Source organism: Aureimonas mangrovi (genome assembly GCF_014058705.1).
GTDB classification, from domain to species: Bacteria; Pseudomonadota; Alphaproteobacteria; order Rhizobiales; family Rhizobiaceae; genus Aureimonas; species Aureimonas mangrovi.
This window is the reverse complement of record NZ_CP059692.1, coordinates 2,328,164-2,349,564: the sequence shown is the minus strand read 5'-3', so window position 1 is coordinate 2,349,564 and position 21,401 is coordinate 2,328,164. Positions and strand designations below refer to the sequence as shown.

The window sequence follows — 21,401 nt, the reverse complement described above, 5'->3', positions numbered from 1 at the left end:
GCCTCGTCAGGCATCCTCCCGCAGGCGATTGCGCGCGGCGTTGGCGAGATAGCGCGAGCGGTTCTCGCCGAGGGCCTTGGCCTGCACGTCGATGCGAGCCATCAGGTTCTCGTCCATCGAGATCGTGAACTGCCGTGCGCGGCCGGGCAGGTCCGCCGGCACCAGGGTGACGGCGACGGCATCGGCGAAGTCCTCCGCGAGCGCGGGATCGGCGCGGACCTCCTCCAGCGTGCGCAGGGCGGGAAGGGCGACCTTCTCTTCCGTCAGTGCCTCGATATGGGTGGCGAGCAACGCGCGGCCGCGCGCCAGCGCCTCGTCAACGGTGGCGCCGCCGGACGCCGCGCCGGGGAAGTCTGGGAAGGAGATGCCGTAGGTGCCGGCCTCTCCGTGGATCAATGCGACGACGTTGGTCATGTCTCGTTCCTGTCTTCGTGTGAGGCGAAGGGGCCGGGGCTACCAGCCCCAGCCCGCCGTTCTGTAGATGTTGCGAAGGGTGCCGATCGGTATCTCCTTCACTCCCGTGTCCACCGTGACCACCCCGTGACCGGGCTTGGTGAAATTGCGGTGGTCCCCCTTTCCCTTCCGCTCCGTCCAGCCATCGCCGAGCAATCGCTTGATGATGTCCTTGGGGCGTTCAACCTGTCGCTTCGGGCTCATGTCCTTCCCTCTCTGTTACGTATTTTATACGTAATTTTCAGGAGGAACGCAAGCGGCATTACGTATAAACTACGTATGTTTTGCAAGGCCGCTCCGCAATGACAGACGACCCGAAAGCCAGCGTCTCGCTGATCGCGCTCTGCGCGGCCGAGGCTGAAACCGATATCGGCAACGGCCGCCGCCTGCGCCACCGCCACGGCTCCGACCTGCTCGCCATCGCCAAGATCGGCTGGCACGGCTTCGACGGCCTGCGCTGGCGCGAGGATGAGGACGGCAGCGTCGTGCGCCCGCTGGCGCACAAGACGGCCGAGGAAATCCGCTTCGAATGCACCGAGATCATGCTCGAGGAGGGCGAGATCCTCCTGATCGAAGCGGGCGACGATGCCGCGAAGGAGATGGCCGGGCGCGAGCGGCCGAAGGCCGACGCGGAAGGTGGCGCGCGGCGGCCGTGGGAGAAGCTGGAAGCGGCTGTGAAGGAGGCCGAGCGGCTGAAGGAGAAGCTGGAGAAACGCCGGCAGACGCGCCGGGCGCACGGCAAATCCTCCTGCAACTCGGCCAAGCTCGACAACATGCTGAAGGAGGCGCAGCCCTACCTCGCCCGCACCGTCGACGCGATGAACACCGACCCGATGGCGCTGAACTGCCGCAACGGAACGATTCGCTTCGTGCGCATCGAGGACGAGGAGAGCGACCCGGAGGAGCCACGCTTTCTCTGGCGGGCGCGCCTGGACGCGCACCGGCGCGAGGACTTCATCACCAAGCTGGCCGAGGCGAGCCTGTGCGACCCGTCTTCCGGACCATCGGGCATCAACCCGGCCGAACCGGGGGAGGCGCTGTTCACCGAGGACGCGCTCGACGCGATGGCGCACCGGCTGGCGCCGACCTTCATCGAGTTCCTGCACCGCGTGCAGCCCGACATCCGCATGCGGGCCTATCTGCGACGCCTCGCCGGCTACATGCTGACCGGGCTGACGGGCGAGCAGATCATCGCCTTCTTCTACGGCATCGGCGCCAACGGCAAATCCACCTTCACCGACGTCCTCGGCAAAATCCTCTCGGACTATGCGGTGACGCTGGGCATCGAGAGCTTCACCGGCGACGTGCGGCGCGGCGGCGCGGACGCGACGCCCGACCTCGCCCGCCTCAACGGCGCCTATGCGTGCTTCGCCTCCGAAGGCGACGAGACGGCGCGCCTGAAGGAAGGGCTGATCAAGCTCCTGACCGGCGACGACAAGATCGCCGTGCGCAAGCTGCATCAGGACTTCGTCGAGATCACCATCAAGGCGAAGTTCGTCATCACCGGCAACCACAAGCCGATCATCCGCGGCGACGACGACGGCATCTGGCGGCGCGTCCACCTCTTCGAATGGCCGGTGCAGATCCCCGCCGCCGAGCGCGACCGGCACCTGCCCGACAAGCTGCTCGCCGAGCGCGACGGCATCCTCGCCTGGATGCTGGCCGGGACGCTGGAATATCTGACGATCGGCGGGCTGGCGCCGCCCGAGGAGCTGCTCGCGGCCGTGCAGGAGCACCGCGAGGATTCGGACCCTGTCGGCGCGTTCATCCGTGGCGGCTGCGATGTGACGGGCGACCCGAGCGACCGCGTCTCGCCCGGCGAGCTGCACGAGGCCTATATCCGCTTCTCCCAGCGCGAGGGCCTGACGCCCTTCGCCGCCGCCACCTTCAACCGCCGGCTGCCCGACAAGGCGAAGCAGGCATGGAAGGGGCCGGACGGGCGCATGCGCCAGTTCGTGCGCATGAAGAGCGGCGGCACCGTCTATGCCGGCATCCGCATCAAGGACGCCTTCCGTGGTGGCGCGCCCGGTAGCGGGCCCACGCCGCCCGACCGCGAGTTCGCGCCGAGAGACGAATGATGCCCACGCGCCGCCTCTCCGCACCTCTGCGACCGGCCAAGCCGACGACAGGGCAGGCGCGCCCGGCGCCCGGAAATGGGCAGCTAGGGACGCAAGCGCGCTGGCGAAACCGCTTGCTGCCCAAACCGCGAGGGTGTGGGAGGCCGGCGGCGCAGGGGTTTGGGCAGCTAGGGAGGCTAGGGAGGCAAGCCCGCGCCTTCCGCATATGCGCGCGCGACCCATGAAGAACGACGAGAGAGAAGGGGACCTCTCTCATACGTAGGGTGAAAGCTTGCCTCCCTAGCCTCCCTAGCTGCCCAACTTCGAAAATAAGCATTGATATACAGAGGGTTATGAAAATGGATAAGTGGGCAGCAAGCGAAAACGGCCGGGCGCTTCCTTCCCTAGCTGCCCAAAACGCTTGGATGCGGGGCGAACGGCAGTGGAGCGCCCCGGTTCGGCGGGCTCTGGTGGTGGATTACGAGGCCGGCGTCGAGTGGTACGCCGTGCGGACGAACCCGCAGTGCGAGGGCCGGGCCCTCGCCACGCTCGGAGAGAAGGGCTTCGACGCCTGGCTGCCGATGGGCCGCAAGGTGATCGTGCATCATCGCTCGAAGAAGGAGATCGAGCGGACCTTCCCCCTTCTCGTCGGCTACATCTTCCTCGCCATGCCTGCCGACCCGACGATGCGGCACTGGGGTGTGGTGCGCGAGTGCCAGGGCGTGAAGGCGGTGCTGGGCGTGGAAGGCGCACCGCAGGCGCTGCCCTTCGCCGAGGTGGATGCGCTGCGCCTCGCCGAGGTCGAGGAGCGCCTGCGCTTCGCGAGCGTGCGGCGCAGGCAGGCGATGGGGGTGGAGGCGTTCAAGGCAGGCGAGGACGTGCGCATCGTCGTCGGGCCGTTCTCCGGCTTCATCGGACAGGTGGTGGACGCTGCGAGCCGCCGTGCCATTCGCCTGTTGATTTCCGTGTTCGGCGGCATGAACGAGGTCTGCGTGCCCGTTGACGCCATCGAGCAAGTCGCATAGCTTCCTCGGCGACGGAGAATGCATGCCTGTTCTGAGCGGCCACGTGACACGCCGGGGCAAATAGTCGGGGAGATCGTCACCCGGCGCCATGGATACCTATGGGCTCGCGCAAGCGGGCCCTTCGTCGTTCTAGGGGTATGGCAACCCGCCCCGCAACCTTCCGACCGAAGGGCCGACCGAACCGGCAACAGCAACGCCGCGCCTATGATGCGCAGCGTCGATCTGCCCAGCCTTGGCGCGCGCTCTACAAGACGCCCCGATGGGCTGCGATCCGAGCGCAGGTGCTGGCTGACGAACCGCTCTGCGCTCGGTGCCTCGCCGAGGGCGTCGTCGAGCCGTCCACTGTGGTCAACCACGTCGAGCGCCACCACGGCGACGCGGCCAAGTTCTTCGCCGGCCCCTTCGAGGCCATCTGCAAGCCGCATCACGACCGCGACGTGCAGCGCGAGGAGCGCGCCGCCGAGAGGGCATGCCAATGACGCTCGACCTCTCGCGGTACGTCGGCAAGCTCCTGCCCGAGGAGACGTGGTCGCCGCGACCTGGTCGTCCGATCGTCGAGGAGGTCGCGCCTTCCGCCGATGTGGCCGAAATGTCACGCCGAGGGGGAGGGTGGGTCGAAAGTCGGGGGCCTCAGGGGGCGGGACCGGCGGGGTAAGTCGGTGTTCGGCGGCGCGAAATTTCAGCCGCCAACTTTTTTCTTTGACGACTTTGAAGGGCGGTGCGGTTCGCTGCGCCGGTGTTTCCATGGGCAGGCGCAAACAGGACCCGAGCCTGCAGAAGGCGCAGGGCTATCCCGGTCGCCGGAAGCGCCGGACGGATCACGAGATCGAAGCCGCCGCCGATTCGGCCGAGCGCGAGGCCCCGGCCGATCCGTTCGCGGTCCCGTCGATCTTCCGCGCCGCGCCGGCCTACTATCGGCGGGCAACGGAAATCTGGGGCGGCCAGGCCGACACGCTTCGCGCCGCCGGGCGTCGTCGTCCGGGATACCGGCATGCGCTGACGCGATACTGCATCTGGTCGCAGATGTACGAGGCTGCGGCCGAGCGGCTGCGCAAGGACTGCCCGAAGGGTCAGCTGACGGTCGAGTGGACCCCGGTCAACGGAACCGTCCGGATCATCCCGCATCCGTCGATCAAGATCATGGGGGATATCGAGCTGAAGCTCCGCGCTCTGGAGGATGACTTCGGCTTCACCCCACGCGCCGACATCAACCTCGTGCGTGTCGAGACCTTCAACCGTTCGCAGCAGGCCGATCTCTTCACGCCAGCATCCCCGAACGCACGGGGGGCGGAGGCAGATCAGCGGGACGGCGACCCGCACGACCTGATGACGGAGACCGATTCAGCGCCGCCGGCACGACTGAACTGAACCGTGCCCTATTCGGTCGCACTGCCGGCGTGGCTGGAGAAGGTCTCGGAGGACCCCGCGTATGGGTGGGCGATCTCGGCATGGTCGCGAGCGTGTTCGGTCGAGGGGGCGTGGTTCGACCATGCCAAGGCCGACGCGGTCGCCGAGCGTTGGCCGCGCATCTTTCGGCTGACCGACGACCGGTTCCGCGGGAAGGCGTTCCGGCTTCTGCCGTGGCAGGAGATCACCGTCCGGCTTCTCGTCGGGTGGAAGCTGCCGACGGAAGCGCTCGACCCGGAAACGCATCGACCGATCGTCGAGCATGTTCGCCTCTTTCGGCGGCTCGATCTCTGGATCCCGCGAAAGAACGGCAAGAGCGAGTTCCTGGCCGCGCTCGGCGTTCTGTTCTTCGTGCTCGAGAAGGTGGCCGGCGGGCAGGCCTTCGTGTTCGGGCGGAACGAAGATCAGGGCTTCGTACCGTTCCGCAAGATGCAGGCCATCATCGAGGTCGGGAACGGCATCAAGGAAGACGCTGCCGGCAACGTCCGGGTCGTCCTCAACAAGAAGTCGATCTTCGTCCGCGAGACCGGCGCGCTCTGCGAGCTTCTGACCGGCAAGCCGGACGGCAAGCACGGCCGCTCGCCGACAGTCATCCTCGGCGACGAGATCCATGAGTGGCTGACGCGCGAGCTGGCCGATACGCTGAGGCAGGGAACGGGCTCGCGCCTGCAGCCAATCGAGCTCTACGCCTCGACGGCCGGGCGCAAGTCCTCTCGCGTCGGGTGGGAGTGGTATCAGGAATCGCTCGGCATCATGTCCGGCGACATCGACAATCCTCGTGCGCTGGTCGTGCATTTCGCGATCGATGAAGAGGACGACTGGACAGACGAGGCGGTCTGGCGGAAGGCGAACCCATCGTTGGGGCTGACGCCGACGCTCGATTATCTGCGGACCGAGTTTCGGAACGCGAAGGGGCGCCCCGTCCCGGAGGCGATCTTCCAGTGCTACCACCTCAATCGGTGGGTCGATCAGGTCGGCGGTTGGCTGCCGAAGGCGAAATGGTCCGCCTGCTCGTCCGGTCCCAAGGCTTGGAAGACGACATGGCAGAGGATGAAGGGGCGGCGGTGCCGCCTCGCCCTCGACGTGTCGGCGACGCGCGACCTGACAGCGCTGGTCCTAGAATTCGAGCCGGAGGGCGACGGGGAGAGCTGGACGCTTCTGCCGCTGTTCTGGATACCGGAAGGAACGCTCGAAGAGAGGGCCATCGAGGACCGTCGTGTCGACTGGCGTCGATGGGTCAAGGATGGAGCGCTGATCGCAACACCCGGCGACAGCGTCGATCAGAACTTCGTCGGCGCAGCGATCAAGCAGGCCTTCGAGGACTTCGACGTCGAGGCCGCCGGGTTCGATCCGTGGAACGCGCGGAAGCTGATCACCGATCTCGAGGCCGACGGTCTCGACATCGAGCTCTTCCATGAGATGCGTCAGGGAACGTCATCGCTCGGCGAGGCCACGAAGAGCTTTGAGCGCATGGTGTTCGCCGGCGAGTACGACCATGGCGGACATCCTGTGCTCGCCTGGATGGCCGGTCATTGCCAAGTCCGCTTCGACGAGAACCTGAACTATGTGCCGGCCAAAAAGCGAAGCCTCGACAAGATCGACGGCATTGTCGCTGCCGTCATGGCGCGAGCGTTGGCGATGAGCGGGCTGGAGCCCGAAGTGTCCGTCTACGAAACGCGGGGCATTCTGGAGATCGAGATCTGATGATGCACGTGCCGAGCATCCGACGGTCCGCCGAGGCCAGCGTCGTCGAGACGCCTGCCGTCGAAGCGGTCGCGACGAGCGCGTCTCAGTCCGTCACGGCGAAAGACGGTTGGTTCGTCCGGCTGATCGGTGGCGGCAAGACGAACGCCGGCGTCAACGTCAACGAGCATCTGGCTCTCAACCTGCCGGCAGTCTACGCCGCCATCAACCGGATCGCGAACCCCATCGCGACCTTCCCGTTTCGCGTCATGAAGCCGACGAGCAGCGGCGGCATGCAGGAGGCGAAGGACCATCCGCTGTACGGCCTCCTCGGCACTCGGCCGAACGAGTTCATGTCGGGCCGTACCCATCGCAAGACGCTGATGGGCCACGCGCTTCGCTGGGGCAACGGGTACAACGAGATCGAGCGCAACTCGGATGGGCAGGCGGTGGGCCTCTGGCCGCTCATGCCGGATCGCACGGCGCCCCATCGCGAGAACGGCGATCTGTTCTACCGCACGACCATCGACGGGCAGCAGTTCCGGATCGAGCATAGCGACGTCCTGCACATCATGGACCAGTCGTTCAACGGCTATGTCGGCATCTCGCCCATCGCGGTCGCGCGCCAGGCGATCGGCATGGCGTTGGCGATGGAGGAGTTCGGCGGGAAGTTCTTCGCCAACGACATGAAGTCGGGCGGCTTCCTGATGCATCCGGGCAAACTCGGCGTGGCCGCGAAGAGCAACATCCGCGGCGCGAACGGCGAAACACGGGCCGCCCCTGAGAACCCTTCTGCCGCGCTGGAGAAGCAAGGCGGCCTCGACAACGCTCATCGGGTGAAGGTGCTCGAAGAGGGGATGAAGTGGGTTCAGACCACCATCCCACCCGAGGACGCTCAGTTCCTCGGCAGTCGCGAGTTCCAGATCGCCGAGGTGGCGCGCATGTACGACGTGCCGCTGATCATGCTGCAAAGCCACCAGGGCACGACCACTTGGGGCAGCGGCATCGAGCAGCTGATGATCGGCTTCGTCATGCAGACGATCGCGCCGTGGGTTTCGGCGATCGAGAGCGAGTGCAACTGGAAGCTCTTCACCGAGGAAGAGCGGCGCGCCGGCTACGTCGTGAAGATGAACATGAACGCGCTCCTTCGCGGCGACATGGCGGCGCGTAAGGACTTCTACTCGACGCTGTTCGGGATCGGCGCCTACTCGCCGAACCGCATCCTCGACCTCGAGGACGAGGACGGGATCGGCCCGGACGGCGACCATCACTTCGTGCAGGCCGGCTTCATCCCGATCAGTCGCGCCATTGCCGGCGAGACGGCGGCGCCGCCGGTCCCTGCGACGCGAACCGAGGAGACCGACCGATGAAATACGCGCGCATTCTGATGGCGGTCGCTTCGGAGATCTGGGCGATGCATCCGGACAAGCTGGAAGCGATGATCGACCTGCTCGCCCTCCAGGCCGACGGCATCAAGTTCGATGCCTCGGAGATCGAGGCCCGCATCGGAGGGCGAAGCGAGGAGGGCGGCTCGGCTCGGCAGGGCTCAATCGGTATCCTGCCCGTGCGCGGTGTCATCGCGAACCGGATGAACATGATGTCGGCGATCTCCGGCGGCACGAGCAACGAGGCACTGTCGGCGGCCTTCCGTCAGCTCGTCGATGATGACGGCGTGAAGGCGATCGTCCTCGACATCGATTCTCCCGGCGGAAACGTCCAGGGCACCGAGGAACTGGCGCGCCTCATCTCCAGCGCGCGAGGCAGCAAGCCGATCATCGCGCAGGTCGATGCGACAGCCGCGAGCGCCGCCTACTGGATCGCGAGTTCCGCCGACGAGATCGTCATCACGCCGACGGGCTGGGTTGGCTCGATCGGCGCCATGACGGCGCATCAGGACATCAGCGCTGCCTTGGAGAAAGCGGGGATCAAGCGCACGCTCATCTCCTCGTCCGAGTTCAAGAACGAGGCGTCGTCGCACCTTCCGCTGTCCGATACGGCGAGGGCGCATCTGGAAGAGCAGGTCCGCTACATCGACGGCATGTTCGTCGATCGCATCGCTGCGAACCGGAACATCCCGTCCGATCGCATCCGTGCCGACTTCGGCCGGGGTCGCATGGTGATCGGCGAACACGCCGTCTCGCGCGGCATGGCCGACCGCGTCGGCACGATGGTCGAAACTCTTCAGCGTCTCGGTGCCTCAACGACCGTGCCGCGCGGCTCCACGCCACGCCGCAACAGGGCGCGCGCCGCCCTCTAACCCCATTCGCCAGCGGCGAATCGCCCGCCCGTCCCGGCCATCGCCGCGACGGGCTTTTTCATGTCCACCAGAAAGGACGGATACCATGACCACCAAGCGACACGCCGCTCTGCTCTTCGCAGTCCCGGTGCTTTGCCTCCTCACCGCCGCCCTGTTCGTCGGCCTCTCGGCGCCGGACATCTCCGCTCACGCCCATGTCGCGCAGGCGTTCGATCCCTTCGCGGTCGTCGTCGCATCCCCGCTCCTCGTCGCTCTTCGCGACAAGCGCGCCGATCTCGGTGCCCAGATGCAGGCCCTCGTCGAAGCTTCCGAGTCCGAGGACCGCGATCTGACGGCCGAGGAGGAGGAGGCCTTCGACAAGCTGAAGGCTGAGAAGGAGAGCGTCGAGAAGCGCATCGGCCGTCTCGAAAGCCTCCAGGCATCGACGGCCCCCGTCGTCATCCCAGCGGCTGCCCGACGCGGTTCGATCGTGCATCCGCCCGCGGCGGGCGCGCGACGCGAATTCGAAAGCGTCGGCGAGTTCATGCATGCCGTTCGCTTCAACCCGAACGACCAGCGCCTGAACTACGTCGAGAACGTTGGCGCCGAGGGGGACGGCGAAGGCCTGTCCGCCGAGATGCGCATGGATGACGGCCCGTCCGGCGGCTTCGCCATTCCGCCCGAGTTCCGCAACACTCTCCTGCGCGTCCAGCCACAGGACGCCATCGTGCGGCCTCGCGCACAGGTGTTGGAGCCCGGCAACGCACCGGACGCCAAGGTGACGCTGACGGCGCTCGACCAGCGCGGCGCCGCGCCCGGCAATATGTTCGGCGGTGTCGAGGTGCAGTGGATCGGGGAGGGCGAGGAGAAGCCGGACACCGATCTGAAGCTGCGCGAGGTGAGCCTCGAGCCGCACGAGGTCGCGGGCACGATCACCATCACCGACAAGCTCCTGCGCAACTGGCAGGGCTCCTCGGCCTTCATTGAGGCGCAGATGCGCGGGGCGGTGCGCCAGTCCGAGGACTTCGCCTTCATCCACGGCAATGGCATCAACAAGCCGCTCGGCATTCTCAACTCGCCGGCGCTCTTCAAGGTGCCGCGCGGCACGGCCAACGTCATCACCTATGATGACGTGGTCGAGATGGTGGCGCGTGGACACGGCAACGGCGTGTTCGTCTTCAGCCGTTCGGCGCTGCCGTCGCTGATGAAGCTCCGCGATCCCGCCGGGAACTACATCTGGGTGGCGTCGGCGCGCGAGGGCGAGCCTGCATCCCTCGCGGGCCGACCGGCGATCATGTCGGACCGCAACCCGCTGCTCGGTGCCCTCGGCGACATCTGGTACGGCGATCTGTCCATGTACCTGATCAAGGACGGCTCCGGCCCGTTCGTCGCCGCGTCCGAGCATGTCCTGTTCAAGCAGAACAAGACGATGATCAAGATTTTCTGGAACGTCGACGGCAAGCCCTGGCTCACCGCCCCGTTCCCGCTCGAGAACGGCTATCAGGTCTCGCCCTTCGTCGCCCTCGACGTTCCCGGCGCCTGATCGCTCTCGCAGGCGCCGCCTTCGTCGGCGCCTGCCATTTTCCCCCGTCCACAACTCGTAGGAGGTTCCCATGCCTGCTCTCATCGAGCGCACCGCTCGCGCCGCTTTCAATCTCGGAGGCAAGCCGGTTCGCGCCGGACAGGTCGTCACCATCGATGCGATCCAGCTGAAGAAGCTCGCCGCGTCGGGCTGTGTCTTCGAAAGCGAGGACGACAACGCGTCGGTCCCGAAGGCCGACATTCCAGCCCTGAAGCGCGAGGATGTCGAGCGCGTGTCGCGCGAGGCTGCCGGCCAGATCGAAGCCATCCGGCAGACGGTCATCGACGCGCAGAAGGAAGCCGATTCGGCGATCGCCGCGCATCAGGCTCGCGCGAACGCCGCTGGTGACGACGCCGAGAAGGCGATCACAGCACATGCCGAACGCGTCACGACTGCCGGCAGTGATGCCGACAAGGCCGTTGCCGAGCACGAGGAACGTGCGGCGAAGGCGAAGGCTGCGGCCGACGAGGCTGAGAAGGCTTCGAAGGCTAAGGCGAAGTAAGGTGCGCGTCGTCGTCATCGCGCCACCGGAGCCCATCGTGGTTCCGGCGGACATTCGCGGAGATCACGCCGCCGACGATGCCTTCGTCGTGTCGATGATCGCCGCGGCGACGGCGGAAATCGACGGTCCGGCGGGCTGGCTCGGCCGCGCTCTCGGCATTCAGACGCTGGAGCTGCAGGCCGATGCCTGGCCGGACCCGTTCTGGCTTCCCTATCCGCCAGAGATCGACATCGTCGGCATCTGGTACACGGACGCCGCCGGGGTTGAGCACGAGTGGCCTATCCCCGAGCCGATGCATCGCGATCGTCTCCCGGCCGTGCGCGGACGCATGGGTGATGTTCGCATCCGATACCGCGCCGGCTACGGGAAGTGGCAGGGGGAGGGTGACGCTCGGCGCTTGGTCAACGACCCGCCGGCGAACGCGAAGGCGGCGATCATCCTCGCGACCGGCCTGCTGATCTCGATGGGATCGGAAGACGTCTTCCTCCAGCAAGAGGACGTCGACGGCGTTGGCTCGACCCGTCGAACGGTCTCGCCATACATCTCACAAGCCATAGAGCGCGCCGTCGGAAACCTGCTCTCGCCTCTTCGAGTCTTCGCATGACGCCGTCGCGTGCCATTCGGATGCTGGATCGGCAGATCGCCAAGTCCGGACAGAGCGCTGTCCTGCGGCGCGTCGTGCCGAACGCGGAAGCGCTGGAGCGTTCGGTGCGCGTGTTCTTTCGAGGTTACGGGGCGAAGGAACTCGTCGGCGGAATCCAGCAAGGCGACAGCCTCGTCGTCATCTCACCGACCGACTGGTCGCAGATCGAGATCGAAGGGCTGCCACTCCGCAACGATCGGCTTCGAGTGGCGGGACGGCTTCGCAACGTGGAGAGCGTCAATCCCGTGATGATCGACGATCACCTCGTGCGCATCAATCTTCAGGTTCGCGGGTGATGGCAACGCGCACCCGCATCGAGCCCATCGACCGCGAATTCGAACTGGCGCTGCGCGATGAGCTCGACCCCGCGCAGCGGAGCCGGCAGTTCGCAGCCTTCGCCGCCGAGGAGATCGATAAGGCGGCAGAGGAAAACAGGAAGGTTCTCGGCCGCACGCCAGGCCGTCGCGTCTTCGTCGATGGTCGAGAGGGTGCGCCGCTGGACAGCGTCAGTGCCGGCGGCGTGATCTCGGCTAAGTTCGAGCTGTTCGACCAGATGCTCGAATGGATCGGCGAGCAGCTGGTGAAGGCGTCTCCCGTACTCACGGGGCGCTTCTCGAAATCGCACGTCCTTCTAGCGGACGGTGTCGAGATCGACACGGCCAACCCGCCGGCGGACGCAAGCGAGTTCATCTTCCTCAACACGCAACCTTATGCGCGCAAGATCGAGCGCGGGCAGTCGTCGCTTGCTCCGGATGGCGTGTACGAGGCCGTGGCCGCGATGGCCTCCCGGCGCTTCGGCAATATCGGCAGGATCGGCTTTAGCTATCGCTCGCCGCTGATGGGCTACGTGGCCGGAGGAGCCAACCGCGAGGAGCGCGCCCGACTGCGCCACCAGCCGGCGAGACGGTCGGCGATGGCGATGGAGCGCACAACGCGCGTGCCCGCCATCATCGTAAGGACGTTCGGCTGATGGCACAGAAAGAGGTGATCAACGCCATCGAGGCGCGGCTCGCGAGCGGCTGGGCCGGAGCGGACGTCTACGGCATCAACGGCACCGATGGCGATACGCCGGAAGACGGGACGGCCTTTGTCGTCCTGCAGTATCCGTACAGCACTGCTCGCCAGCTCACCTTCGGCGCGCCCGGCTTCAACGTCTGGCGCGAAGAGGGGGCAGTCCGCTTCGTCATCCATGTCGAGCGTGGTTCGGGCGCCGCGCAGGGCTTGAACTGGGCTGCCGAGATCGCCGCGATCTTCCGCGGCAAAGAGTTCGACGGCGTGCAGACCTTCGCGCCCACATCGCCCGTCGTCGACGACGCGAACGAGGACGGCAACTACTACGCCCTCTCCTTCGCCGTTCCCTATCAGTTCGACATCGTCGGCTGATCCACGAAACCATCATCGTCAGGAGAAACCCATGGCATTCGCTTCTGGGAGCGGCGTCCGCGTGGCCGTCGTGAAGGAGGAGACGTTCGGCGTGACGCCGCCGGCTCCTTCCTTCGAAACCATCCGCGTCACCTCCGGGGGCATGCGCACGACCAAGGCCACCGGCACTTCGAACGAGCGTCAGCCCGATCGCAACGTCCGTGACGAGTTCATGCTCGGGAAGGACGCGACCGGTTCCTACCAGGCCGAAATGAGCTACGGCTCATTCGACACGCTGCTCGAGATGGCGCTGTTCGGCGACTGGACGGACGACGTTCTGAAGAATGGCGTGACCCGTCATTCGCTGACCGTCGAGGAAACGCGGACCATCGGCGCGGCCGAGAGCTATTCGCGCTTTCGCGGCGTGATGCTCAACACGATCTCGCTCGCGATCGCTGCGCGAGCGGTCGTGACCGTCTCCCTCGACGTCATGGGGATCGAAGAGACGCTTGCGGAAGCCCCGGTGGCCGACGCGACCTATGCCGACCCGCTGACGACGCCCGTCTCGACCTCCTCGGCCAACATCGCGCAGCTGAACGTCGATGGTGTCGTGCCGGCGCCGAAGATCAGCAATATGAGCCTGCAGCTGGCGAACAACCTTCGCACTCGTCCGGTGGTCGGATCCCCGCTCTCCGAAGAGTTCGGTGAAGGTCGCTGCGAGGTCACGGGCTCGATCGAGTGCTACTTCCAGAGCAACGCGCTCTATCAGAAGGTTCTCGATCACGGGTCCGGCGCGCTGTCCTTCGTGATCGGCAATGCGCCCGGCGCCGGCTACCGGATCACCCTGCCGAAGATCATCTTCGGCGATGGCGAAGTGACCGCCGGCGGCAATGATGACGACGTCATGGTCAACATCCCGATCCGCGCCGTCCTGGAGTCGGCCGAGGGCTGTTCGATCAAGATCGAGCGCGGCGTCTGATGCGGACGGTCACGCCGACGCGCGGCTTCACGGCCTATCCGAACGGGAAGAAGGCGCACTTCCCGGCCGGGACACCGCAGGAGGTGTCCAACGCTCTCGCCGAGACGATGGAGGCCAAGGGCCTCGTCGACGTTGTGGCGAAACCATCTCGTGGTGGCGCAAAGGCCGCCGCGACCGAACCCGGCGCGCAATCCGCGTCGGACAGCGATCCCGAACCGGCCCAAGTGGCCGACTGAGACTGCGCGCAGCACGGCCGCAGGTGCTCGTCGGGACGCCTGCGGCCACCATCCCGACAACCCGAAGGACATCGCAATGAAGCTCTCCGCTCTGAAGATCAACGCCACGGCCGTCGAAGAGGGCGCCTGGGTCGACAACATTCCCGAACTCGGCGGCATCCGCCTCAAGGTCCGCGGCCACGGCAACGCACATTATCGTCGCCTCCAGTCCAGATTGATCGAGGCCACGCCGCGCTCACAGCGCCAGCGCGGATCGGTCGACAGCGACGTGATGGACCAGATCACCAACAAGTGCCTCGCGCAGACGGTGCTGCTCGATTGGGACGGCCTCCTCGACGACAACGATCAGCCGATCCCGTTCTCTGCGGAGGCGGCGCTCGCCTATCTCTCGGACCCGAGCCTGCGCCCGTTCCGCGATGGCGTCGCGTTCGCTGCGGCGATCGTCGCCCAGACGGAAGAAGAGGGTGCGAAGGACGACGCGGGAAACTCACCCTCTGCCTGAGCTGGAGCCTCAAATGGGGCTCCAAGCTCGAATGGCTGGAGATGCTAGCGGAGGAGGGCGACGAACCGCAAGCCCTCCTCGACCGTCCGTCGGTCGAGCCGCATCTCCTGCCATTCTGGGAGGCGTTTCACGAACTCTCGACGGATCGACCCATCGGCATGGCCGGCGCAGGTCCGATCCCGTTCACGTCGATCGACCGATACGCCTCACGCTTCGGCTTCGACGACGCGAACGAGTTCGACCGCCTACTGCGCATGATCCGGGCGATGGATCAGGAGTATCTTTCGAACAAGAGGCCATCTGATCAGTGAAGACAAGTCTTCATTTAAATGTGGACGCTGTGAGTATTTGAACCTCTTTCGACGTGCCCTTAAGCAGTGCTTTTCTGCCGTCCTTAAAACTTACAGATATAATTCGCTCTTGACGATTGCCACCGCCGAGAACGCCAGCAAGTAACCCCAGCGGTCCTAGCGCAATCGCGCCCAAAGCTCCCCATCCTAATTTGCCGGCGATGGATGCTTTGTTCTCTTCCGTCACTACATCGAATTCAGCCACTTCTTCCAAGGCGATGCGCTCAAATTTGAGTAACGAGTTCTGAAACGCGAACTCTCGGTTGTTGAGTAGAACGTTAATTTCAGACTTCCAATCACCTGCCAGTAGTTTCAATTCTGATGACTCCGTTTCTTAGCGCGACGCATTCGTAAACCGTTTCTCAGGCGGTAGGGCTTGCCATGTCAACACTACGTGCAATTCGCGAGATCGTCGTTCGGCATACCTCCGAAGGCGCGGAGAAGGTCCGTCGCGAACTGGATGCGCAATCGGCAGCGAACGAGAAGCTCGCAAAATCGAGCGACGGCGTCGCCCGGTCTACCGAAACCACGTCCCGCCGGCAGACGTCGGCGCAGGGCGCCTACGATCGCCTGCGCTCGCGGATCGATCAGACGTACCGTGCACAGCTCCAACTTGAACGCGGGCAGCGCGACCTGGAGCGCGCCGAGCGGCAGGGGATCATCACGGCGCAGGAGCATGCGCGTGTGCTGGAACAGCTTCGCGCTCGGACGGTCGGGGCGGCGACCGCGAACGATCAGCTGACGCGATCGGCCCGTCAGTCGGAGGGTGCTTTTTCGCGTCTATCGGCGCTTGCTGCCCGGATCTCTCCGATGACGGCGGCGCTCGGCGTCGGCGGCCTCGTCGGAGGCGGGGGTGCCGTGATGATGCTGACGGAATCGTCGCGGCGTATGGAGGAAGCCGAGCGGGCCGGGCGCCGGTTGCAAGGCGTGCTGGAGGCGACCGGCCAGGCGGCCGGGCTCTCGGCGCGAGAGATCCAGACCTTTGCGGACGGCATTGAGGCCGGCACGGGGCGTGCGGCCGAGGAAGTCATGGCCGTGGCCGCGCAGCTCTCCACCTTTACCTCCATCGGACGCGAGGAGTTCCAGCGCACGATCGTCGTGGCGAACGACCTGTCGGAAGTGTTCGGGGGATCGCTGCAATCCTCGCTCGACGCCATCGCCCGAGCTTTGGACGATCCGATCAAGGGGTTCGCCAATCTTCGCCAGCGCGGCTTCGCACTCGAAGAGCAGGAGCTGAAGCTCGTCGAGGCGTTCATGGCCGTCGGCGATCAGGCTCGTGCGCAGGATGTCATTCTCCGCAACCTCGAAGGGCAGGTCGGCGGTGCCGCCGTGCGCGCTTACGATGGGCTGACGAAAGCGCAGGGCGATGCGACGAAGGCGACCGAAGACGCCATCGATGCCTTCAATCGCGCGAGCGGCGCGGCCGATGCCCGTATCGCATCGACGAAGGCCTATGCCGACACGATGCGCTTCGTCGCCGACAACATGGACACGATCCTGCCGGTGGCCGGCGCCTTGACGGCGCTGGTCGGGTCGCGCCTCGCCACGTCGTTCGTCACCTCCACAGTCGCCGCAAACGCGTTCAACGCGACGCTCGCGACCATCACGACGCGAGCCGGCGCGGCATCGGCGGCGATGGCGCTCCTCGGCGGACCGGTCGGCATCGGGATCACGACCGTCACGGCCATCGCGACCGGGTTGCTCATGTGGTCGCGGAACGGCGAAGAGGCCAACCGGACGATGGAGGAGCACGAGCGTATCGTCGGCGAGATCCGTGACCGCTACGCCGAAGCCGACGCCGCGCGTCGACAGATGACGCGCAGCGAACTGGAGGTCGATCATTCTGCCGCGCAGTCGGCGGTTGACGAGCGAGCGGCCATTCTCGACGCGGCGGTGCAGCGATTCGAGCGCGCGGTGTCAGGCCTCGACTTCCTCGAAGGGTATGACGATCAGCATGCTCGCCAGTTGCTCGACATCGCTGCTGGTTACGACGGCGCCGCCGGCAGCGCCGACGCTTTCGTCACGAGCTTGCGCACGCTCGCCCGCACCGACCCCGGCTTCGCCGAGTACATCGCGCAGATCGACGGCGGTATTGATGCCTTCGCCGCTCTGGCATCTGAGGTGACGAATGCGGAAAACAGCGTCGCCAATGCATCCGCAGCTTTGATGGACGTCACGGGTCACATCAATCGAACGACGAGCGCGGTCGCTGGCGGCACAGACGCGCTTGCTGCCTACAAGTCGGCGTGGGACGCGATCGGGCAGCGCATCCCGGAAGTCGCCAAGCAGATGAAGGCAGAGGCCGACCTCGTATCCTTGAATGAGGAGATCGCGACGGCGCAGGGCCGCATCAACCAGATGATCATGTCGCCACATGCGCGCGGCGAGGAGTTCAAGCGGCTCGAGGAGTGGGGCGCGCGCGCTCGAGATGAGATCACGGGGCTTGCCACCGCTCGCCGTCAGCTCGACGAATACGAAAACGGTGCGCGTGTCGGGGCAATGGATGCGCGCGCGCAGGCTGTCGCGCGAGAGGCGGGCGTCTACGAGAAACTCCGCAAGGAACTCGAGGCCGCGGGTGCCGACACGGCCGAACTGGAGCGGGCGCAGGCCGCGCATACCCAGACGCTTGCGACGGTGAATGCGCGTTTCGACGAGCAGGACGCGGCGGCGCGGCGCGCCTCCACCGGCATGAAGGAAGCCGAGAAGGCGGCTCGTGAGCTTGAGGCCGCCAACCGGGCGCTGGCGGGCGAAGCCGATGCGGCCATCCGAACCTTCTTCCCGTGGTATGCCGCAGAGCAGGATGCCGAGCGGCTTCTCGCCGCCATCAACGACACGACGAATGGCCTCGACGACATGCAGCGCGCCGCGCTGCGCCTACAGATCGCGAAGAATTTCGAAGACGCCTTGCCGAAGGTGGACGAGTTCCGCAAGCGCGGCGTCAAGTCCGCTGAAGATGTCGGCCAGGCGCTCGCGAACAACATCGGCTCAACGCTTCTCGACATCTTCGATCCGAGCTCGACCGACAGCTTCTTCGACCGCGTCCTGAAGGGCTTTGCCGATATCGGACGTCAGTTCGCCGAGATCGGGAAGAAGAATACGCTGGAGCTCCTGTTCGGTAAGGACGCAGCCTATACGGCGGCGAACGACAACCGCCGTTCCGTTTCGCCGCCTGGGTTCCCGGCGGGATACGAGCTGCCCTTCGGCGGCTCGCGTGAGATGCGGGCTCTCAACGACAATCTCGACCGTTCGGCGCGGTCGGCCCTCGCAGTCGCGCGGCAGTTCGATGGCCTGAACGAGCGCGCGGACTCCAAGGTGCTCGACGGCTTCATGCAGGCGTCCGGCAACTGGAACAACCTGTCGGCGGCCGACACGGCATGGTGCGCGGCATTTGCCAATGCCGCGATCGCGAGGACGGGCGGGCAGGGCACCGGATCGAACCTCGCGTCATCGTTCATGGGATGGGGATCGGGAACGAATGCGCCGCAGGTCGGCGACATCGTTGTCCTGAAGCCGCAGGCGCAAGGAACGTCCGGCCATGTCGGCTTCGTGGCGGGCTTCGGCGACGGCACCGTGCAGGTGTTCGGCGGAAACCAATCGCACGGGGCGAACACAAAGAGTTTCGGGCTCGATCAGGTGCGCGGCTATCGCACCGGACCCGGCCTCCGAGAAGCCGTGCGCGACGGCTCGCTCGATGCGCAGCGCGCGATCGCGCAGGGCTCGGTTCCCGGCGTTGGTCCGCAGGCGGGCGCGACAGGCGGACAGACCGTGCAGGGCGGCATCTTCGGGCCGCAGGGGCAGGCGATGCTTGGTGTCGGAGGGGCGGCGTTCGGCGCCTTTGCCGGCGGCATGCAGTCCGGCTCGCCGCTCGGCGGTCTCATGGGCGGAGCGATGTCCGGCTTCGGAGCGGCAGGTTCCATCGCGACCGCATTCCCGGCCTTGGGTGCGATGGCGACGCCGATCGGCCTGATCGGTGGAGCCGCGCTCGGCCTCCTCGGCGGCCTGTTCGGGCGTTCGAAGCGCAAGCGCGAGGAGCGGCGCCAGCGAGAGGAGCAGGAGCGCCAGCAGCGCATGCAGGCGCAGCAGCAGCTCGACGCGCAGATGCCGGCGATCCTGGAGCTGCAGGACACGCTTCTCGACCGCGCGTCCGGCACGCTTGAGAAGGAGCGCGCCCGCATCTCCGCGCAGCTGAAGCAGTACCAGCAGCTGGCGAAGACGGCGAAGAACAAGGCCGAGATCCAGCGCCTGAACGAGATGCAGGACGCGCTCTCCGACTACATGGAGCGGTTGTTCGACCAGGTGCGCCTGACGAAAGACGCGATCGTCACCTCCATGATGGCCGGGCGCGGGCTGGAGCCGGAGTTCGCCAAGGCGGCGGCCGAGGTGCGCGAAAGCTCGCTCGCCATCCGCAACTACATCGCCGACCTGACGGCAGCCGTCGGCGAGGGCTCGCCTGATATCGCCATCGCGCAGACGGCCGGGCGCGAGCAGCTTCTGCGCCAGATTTCCGGGCCGGAGGAGCTGACCGAGATCTACAAGGCCCTCGACACGATGCACGGCATGGCCGCCGCGCTCGGCGACGAGCTGCAGAAGCTCGGCATGTCGGCCGAGGATGCGGCGCGCGCCATCGCCGATCATCTGACGCGCGGCATCGACAAGCTGCGCGACGACTTCGCCCAGGGCATCCGCGGCGAGATCGCAGACGCGCAGGGGCTCGGCTACCTCAACCAGATCCGCTCGCTGATCGAACGTCGTGACGAGATGCGCGCCGATGCCCGCTCGCTCGGCGTCGATCCCGCTCTGATCGAGCGCTGGTTTCAGGTGCAGGTGCAGAACGTCGTCGACGGCACCGGCCTCGTCGGCGACGCGCTCGATCCGCTCATCGATCTCTTCCCGCAGCTCGCCGGCGTTCTCGAGGAGAGCATGGCGACGATCGAGAACGCCCTCTCGCGTGCCGAGAGCGACCTGCGTTCCGCCTACAACAAGCAGAAGGGCGAGCTGGAACAGAGCGTGTCGCGGCTGGAGAGCTTCTCGGCGGCGCTGGCGAAGTATCGGGACGACATCCGCCTCGATCGCAACCTCTCGCCGCTGGCGCCCTTCGCCAAGCTCACCGAGGCGCAGGAGAAGTTCCGGCAGACCGCCGCGAAGGCGGCCGCCGGCGACGAGGAGGCGCAGGGCCAGCTCATCGACCTGTCGCGGTCCTATCTCGACGAGGCCAAGAGCTACTACGCATCGAGCGAGCACTACTTCTCGATCTTCGACGAGGTGTCCGGCATCCTCGCCCGCACCGAGGCGAGCGCGAAGGAGGAGATCGACGCCGCCAAGTTGCAGCTCGACCTTCTCGATATCCAGGTCGGCGCGCTGATCGACATCAACGACAGCGTCCTCTCCGTCGCCGACGCCATCGACGCCTTCAACGCGGCGCAGGCGGCTCGCGACACAGCGCAGGCGAAGGCGCTGGAGGACTATGTCCGGGCGCTGAACCCGGAGGCGGCGATCCCGTCCTATCAGCCGCCGGGGGTTGCGGTGAACCCGGCCGACGGCGGCGCCGGCGACGCGGCCACCGGCCCGAAGGCGCTGACGTGGAAGAAGATCGGAAATGACGAGACGGGGGCATGGCGATCCAGCGAGGGCCAGTACTGGAGCCCGCGCGTTGAGCGTGCGAGCGACCAGAACGGTTGGCAGACGACGATCCTCGGCCCGCGAACGCCGTATGAGGCGGGGCTGAACTTCGCCAATCAGCTGCCGCAGGAGGGGCAGGGCGGCCGGTGGATCAACGGCAAGTGGATCAAGGACCGCTTCCTGGGAGGCATGCAGACCGGCGGCATCGTCGGCAACGGCGAGTGGAACCGCGACAGCGTGCTCGCTCGCTATGCCGGCGGCGGCAACATCGCTCTGGCCGGCGGCGAGGGCATCCTCACGGCGCCCGCGATGCAGATGCCCGGCGTGCGGGCCTTCATGGAGGCAGCCAACGCCCGCCGGCTGCCGGACCTTCGCATGCCAGTCGTGCGGGCGACGGGTGGCGGCGGCGAGGCCGCGCTCGTCGCCGAGGTTCGCGCGCTGCGCGACGAGGTTCGCACGCTGCGCCAGGCCGTCGGCATGGGCGCACAGGAGACGGTCGCGGCCGTCGAGCGCGGCAACGCGGTCGCGCGGGAGGGCGTCAGCGCATCGAAGAGGAGGAACGCGGCGTGACCGATCAGAACATCGGACCTGAAAGCTGTGAGCCGGGGCACCGCACGAATCTCGCGTCGGCGCTCGGCGACTGCGCTGGGATGGGTGACGATGCCATCCTTCAGGAACTGCGGGGTCTGCGCGCCGAAATCCGCGAACTAAGACGGGCCGTTGCTATTGCGGCTCTGTCCCATAAGCGGCGAGGAGCTTTCTGAC

22 protein-coding genes are annotated in these 21,401 nt (G+C 66.4%); 19 read left to right on the top strand and 3 right to left on the bottom strand.

Annotated features, from left to right (window positions below; translation table 11 throughout):
- Positions 1–6: 6 nt before the first annotated feature.
- Both H1343_RS11235 and H1343_RS11230 read right to left on the bottom strand, forming a co-directional pair.
- Positions 7–414 (bottom strand): type II toxin-antitoxin system HicB family antitoxin, encoded by a 408-nt coding sequence (locus H1343_RS11235; protein WP_185982995.1) that lies wholly within the window; start codon positions 412–414, stop codon positions 7–9.
- Between the two features lie 39 nt (positions 415–453).
- Positions 454–657: a type II toxin-antitoxin system HicA family toxin gene (locus tag H1343_RS11230; protein ID WP_185982994.1), complete on the bottom strand. Its 204-nt coding sequence runs from the start codon at positions 655–657 to the stop codon at positions 454–456.
- 98 nt (positions 658–755) lie between these two features.
- Here H1343_RS11230 and H1343_RS11225 point away from each other — a divergent pair, with 98 nt between their 5' ends.
- From H1343_RS11225 to H1343_RS11145, 17 genes are all read left to right on the top strand, one after another.
- Positions 756–2,531, top strand: coding sequence for a DNA primase family protein (locus H1343_RS11225; RefSeq protein ID WP_185982993.1), 1,776 nt, complete (start codon positions 756–758; stop codon positions 2,529–2,531).
- Positions 2,532–2,935: 404 nt separating this feature from the next.
- Positions 2,936–3,535 carry a transcription termination/antitermination protein NusG gene (nusG, locus tag H1343_RS11220; protein WP_185982992.1) on the top strand — a complete coding sequence of 200 codons (600 nt, stop codon included), beginning with the start codon at positions 2,936–2,938 and terminating at the stop codon, positions 3,533–3,535.
- A gap of 281 nt (positions 3,536–3,816) precedes the next feature.
- A complete protein-coding gene (locus H1343_RS11215) occupies positions 3,817–4,014 on the top strand; it encodes a hypothetical protein (protein ID WP_246332961.1) in 198 nt (65 codons plus the stop codon).
- A 265-nt stretch (positions 4,015–4,279) separates the two neighbouring features.
- Entirely contained in the window at positions 4,280–4,903 is a 624-nt protein-coding gene (locus H1343_RS11210; protein ID WP_185982991.1) for a P27 family phage terminase small subunit, read from the top strand.
- A gap of 3 nt (positions 4,904–4,906) precedes the next feature.
- Complete coding sequence (locus H1343_RS11205; protein WP_185982990.1) at positions 4,907–6,646, top strand: terminase large subunit; 1,740 nt, start codon at positions 4,907–4,909, stop codon at positions 6,644–6,646.
- Entirely contained in the window at positions 6,646–7,995 is a 1,350-nt protein-coding gene (locus tag H1343_RS11200) for a phage portal protein (protein WP_246332959.1), read from the top strand. The genes H1343_RS11205 and H1343_RS11200 overlap by 1 nt, the downstream gene beginning before the upstream one ends.
- Positions 7,992–8,882, top strand: coding sequence for a S49 family peptidase (locus tag H1343_RS11195; protein ID WP_185982989.1), 891 nt, complete (start codon positions 7,992–7,994; stop codon positions 8,880–8,882). The genes H1343_RS11200 and H1343_RS11195 overlap by 4 nt, the downstream gene beginning before the upstream one ends.
- Positions 8,883–8,967: 85 nt before the next feature.
- Complete coding sequence (locus tag H1343_RS11190; protein ID WP_185982988.1) at positions 8,968–10,404, top strand: phage major capsid protein; 1,437 nt, start codon at positions 8,968–8,970, stop codon at positions 10,402–10,404.
- A gap of 70 nt (positions 10,405–10,474) precedes the next feature.
- Complete coding sequence (locus tag H1343_RS11185; RefSeq protein WP_185982987.1) at positions 10,475–10,945, top strand: hypothetical protein; 471 nt, start codon at positions 10,475–10,477, stop codon at positions 10,943–10,945.
- A 1-nt stretch (position 10,946) separates the two neighbouring features.
- On the top strand, positions 10,947–11,549 hold the full coding sequence (locus H1343_RS11180) for a hypothetical protein (RefSeq protein ID WP_185982986.1): 603 nt from the start codon (positions 10,947–10,949) through the stop codon (positions 11,547–11,549).
- Positions 11,546–11,884 (top strand): restriction endonuclease subunit S domain-containing protein, encoded by a 339-nt coding sequence (locus H1343_RS11175; RefSeq protein WP_185982985.1) that lies wholly within the window; start codon positions 11,546–11,548, stop codon positions 11,882–11,884. Before H1343_RS11180 ends, H1343_RS11175 begins: the two co-directional genes overlap by 4 nt.
- Complete coding sequence (locus H1343_RS11170; protein WP_185982984.1) at positions 11,884–12,558, top strand: hypothetical protein; 675 nt, start codon at positions 11,884–11,886, stop codon at positions 12,556–12,558. The genes H1343_RS11175 and H1343_RS11170 overlap by 1 nt, the downstream gene beginning before the upstream one ends.
- Complete coding sequence (locus H1343_RS11165; RefSeq protein ID WP_185982983.1) at positions 12,558–12,971, top strand: phage tail terminator-like protein; 414 nt, start codon at positions 12,558–12,560, stop codon at positions 12,969–12,971. Before H1343_RS11170 ends, H1343_RS11165 begins: the two co-directional genes overlap by 1 nt.
- 31 nt (positions 12,972–13,002) lie before the next feature.
- The gene (locus H1343_RS11160; RefSeq protein ID WP_185982982.1) at positions 13,003–13,929 is read left to right on the top strand and encodes a phage tail tube protein; all 927 of its coding nucleotides are present in this window, start codon (positions 13,003–13,005) and stop codon (positions 13,927–13,929) included.
- A complete protein-coding gene (locus tag H1343_RS11155) occupies positions 13,929–14,165 on the top strand; it encodes a hypothetical protein (protein ID WP_185982981.1) in 237 nt (78 codons plus the stop codon). Before H1343_RS11160 ends, H1343_RS11155 begins: the two co-directional genes overlap by 1 nt.
- A gap of 76 nt (positions 14,166–14,241) precedes the next feature.
- Positions 14,242–14,667, top strand: coding sequence for a hypothetical protein (locus tag H1343_RS11150; RefSeq protein WP_185982980.1), 426 nt, complete (start codon positions 14,242–14,244; stop codon positions 14,665–14,667).
- Between the two features lie 41 nt (positions 14,668–14,708).
- Entirely contained in the window at positions 14,709–14,978 is a 270-nt protein-coding gene (locus H1343_RS11145) for a phage tail assembly chaperone (protein WP_185982979.1), read from the top strand.
- Between the two features lie 10 nt (positions 14,979–14,988).
- Here H1343_RS11145 and H1343_RS11140 read toward each other — a convergent pair whose 3' ends face one another.
- Positions 14,989–15,333 (bottom strand): hypothetical protein, encoded by a 345-nt coding sequence (locus H1343_RS11140; RefSeq protein ID WP_185982978.1) that lies wholly within the window; start codon positions 15,331–15,333, stop codon positions 14,989–14,991.
- A gap of 65 nt (positions 15,334–15,398) precedes the next feature.
- Between H1343_RS11140 and H1343_RS11135 the strand changes: the two genes are divergently transcribed.
- Both H1343_RS11135 and H1343_RS11130 read left to right on the top strand, forming a co-directional pair.
- Positions 15,399–21,206, top strand: coding sequence for a TIGR02594 family protein (locus H1343_RS11135; protein ID WP_185982977.1), 5,808 nt, complete (start codon positions 15,399–15,401; stop codon positions 21,204–21,206).
- Positions 21,203–21,400 carry a hypothetical protein gene (locus tag H1343_RS11130; RefSeq protein WP_185982976.1) on the top strand — a complete coding sequence of 66 codons (198 nt, stop codon included), beginning with the start codon at positions 21,203–21,205 and terminating at the stop codon, positions 21,398–21,400. The genes H1343_RS11135 and H1343_RS11130 overlap by 4 nt, the downstream gene beginning before the upstream one ends.
- Position 21,401: the final 1 nt, after the last annotated feature.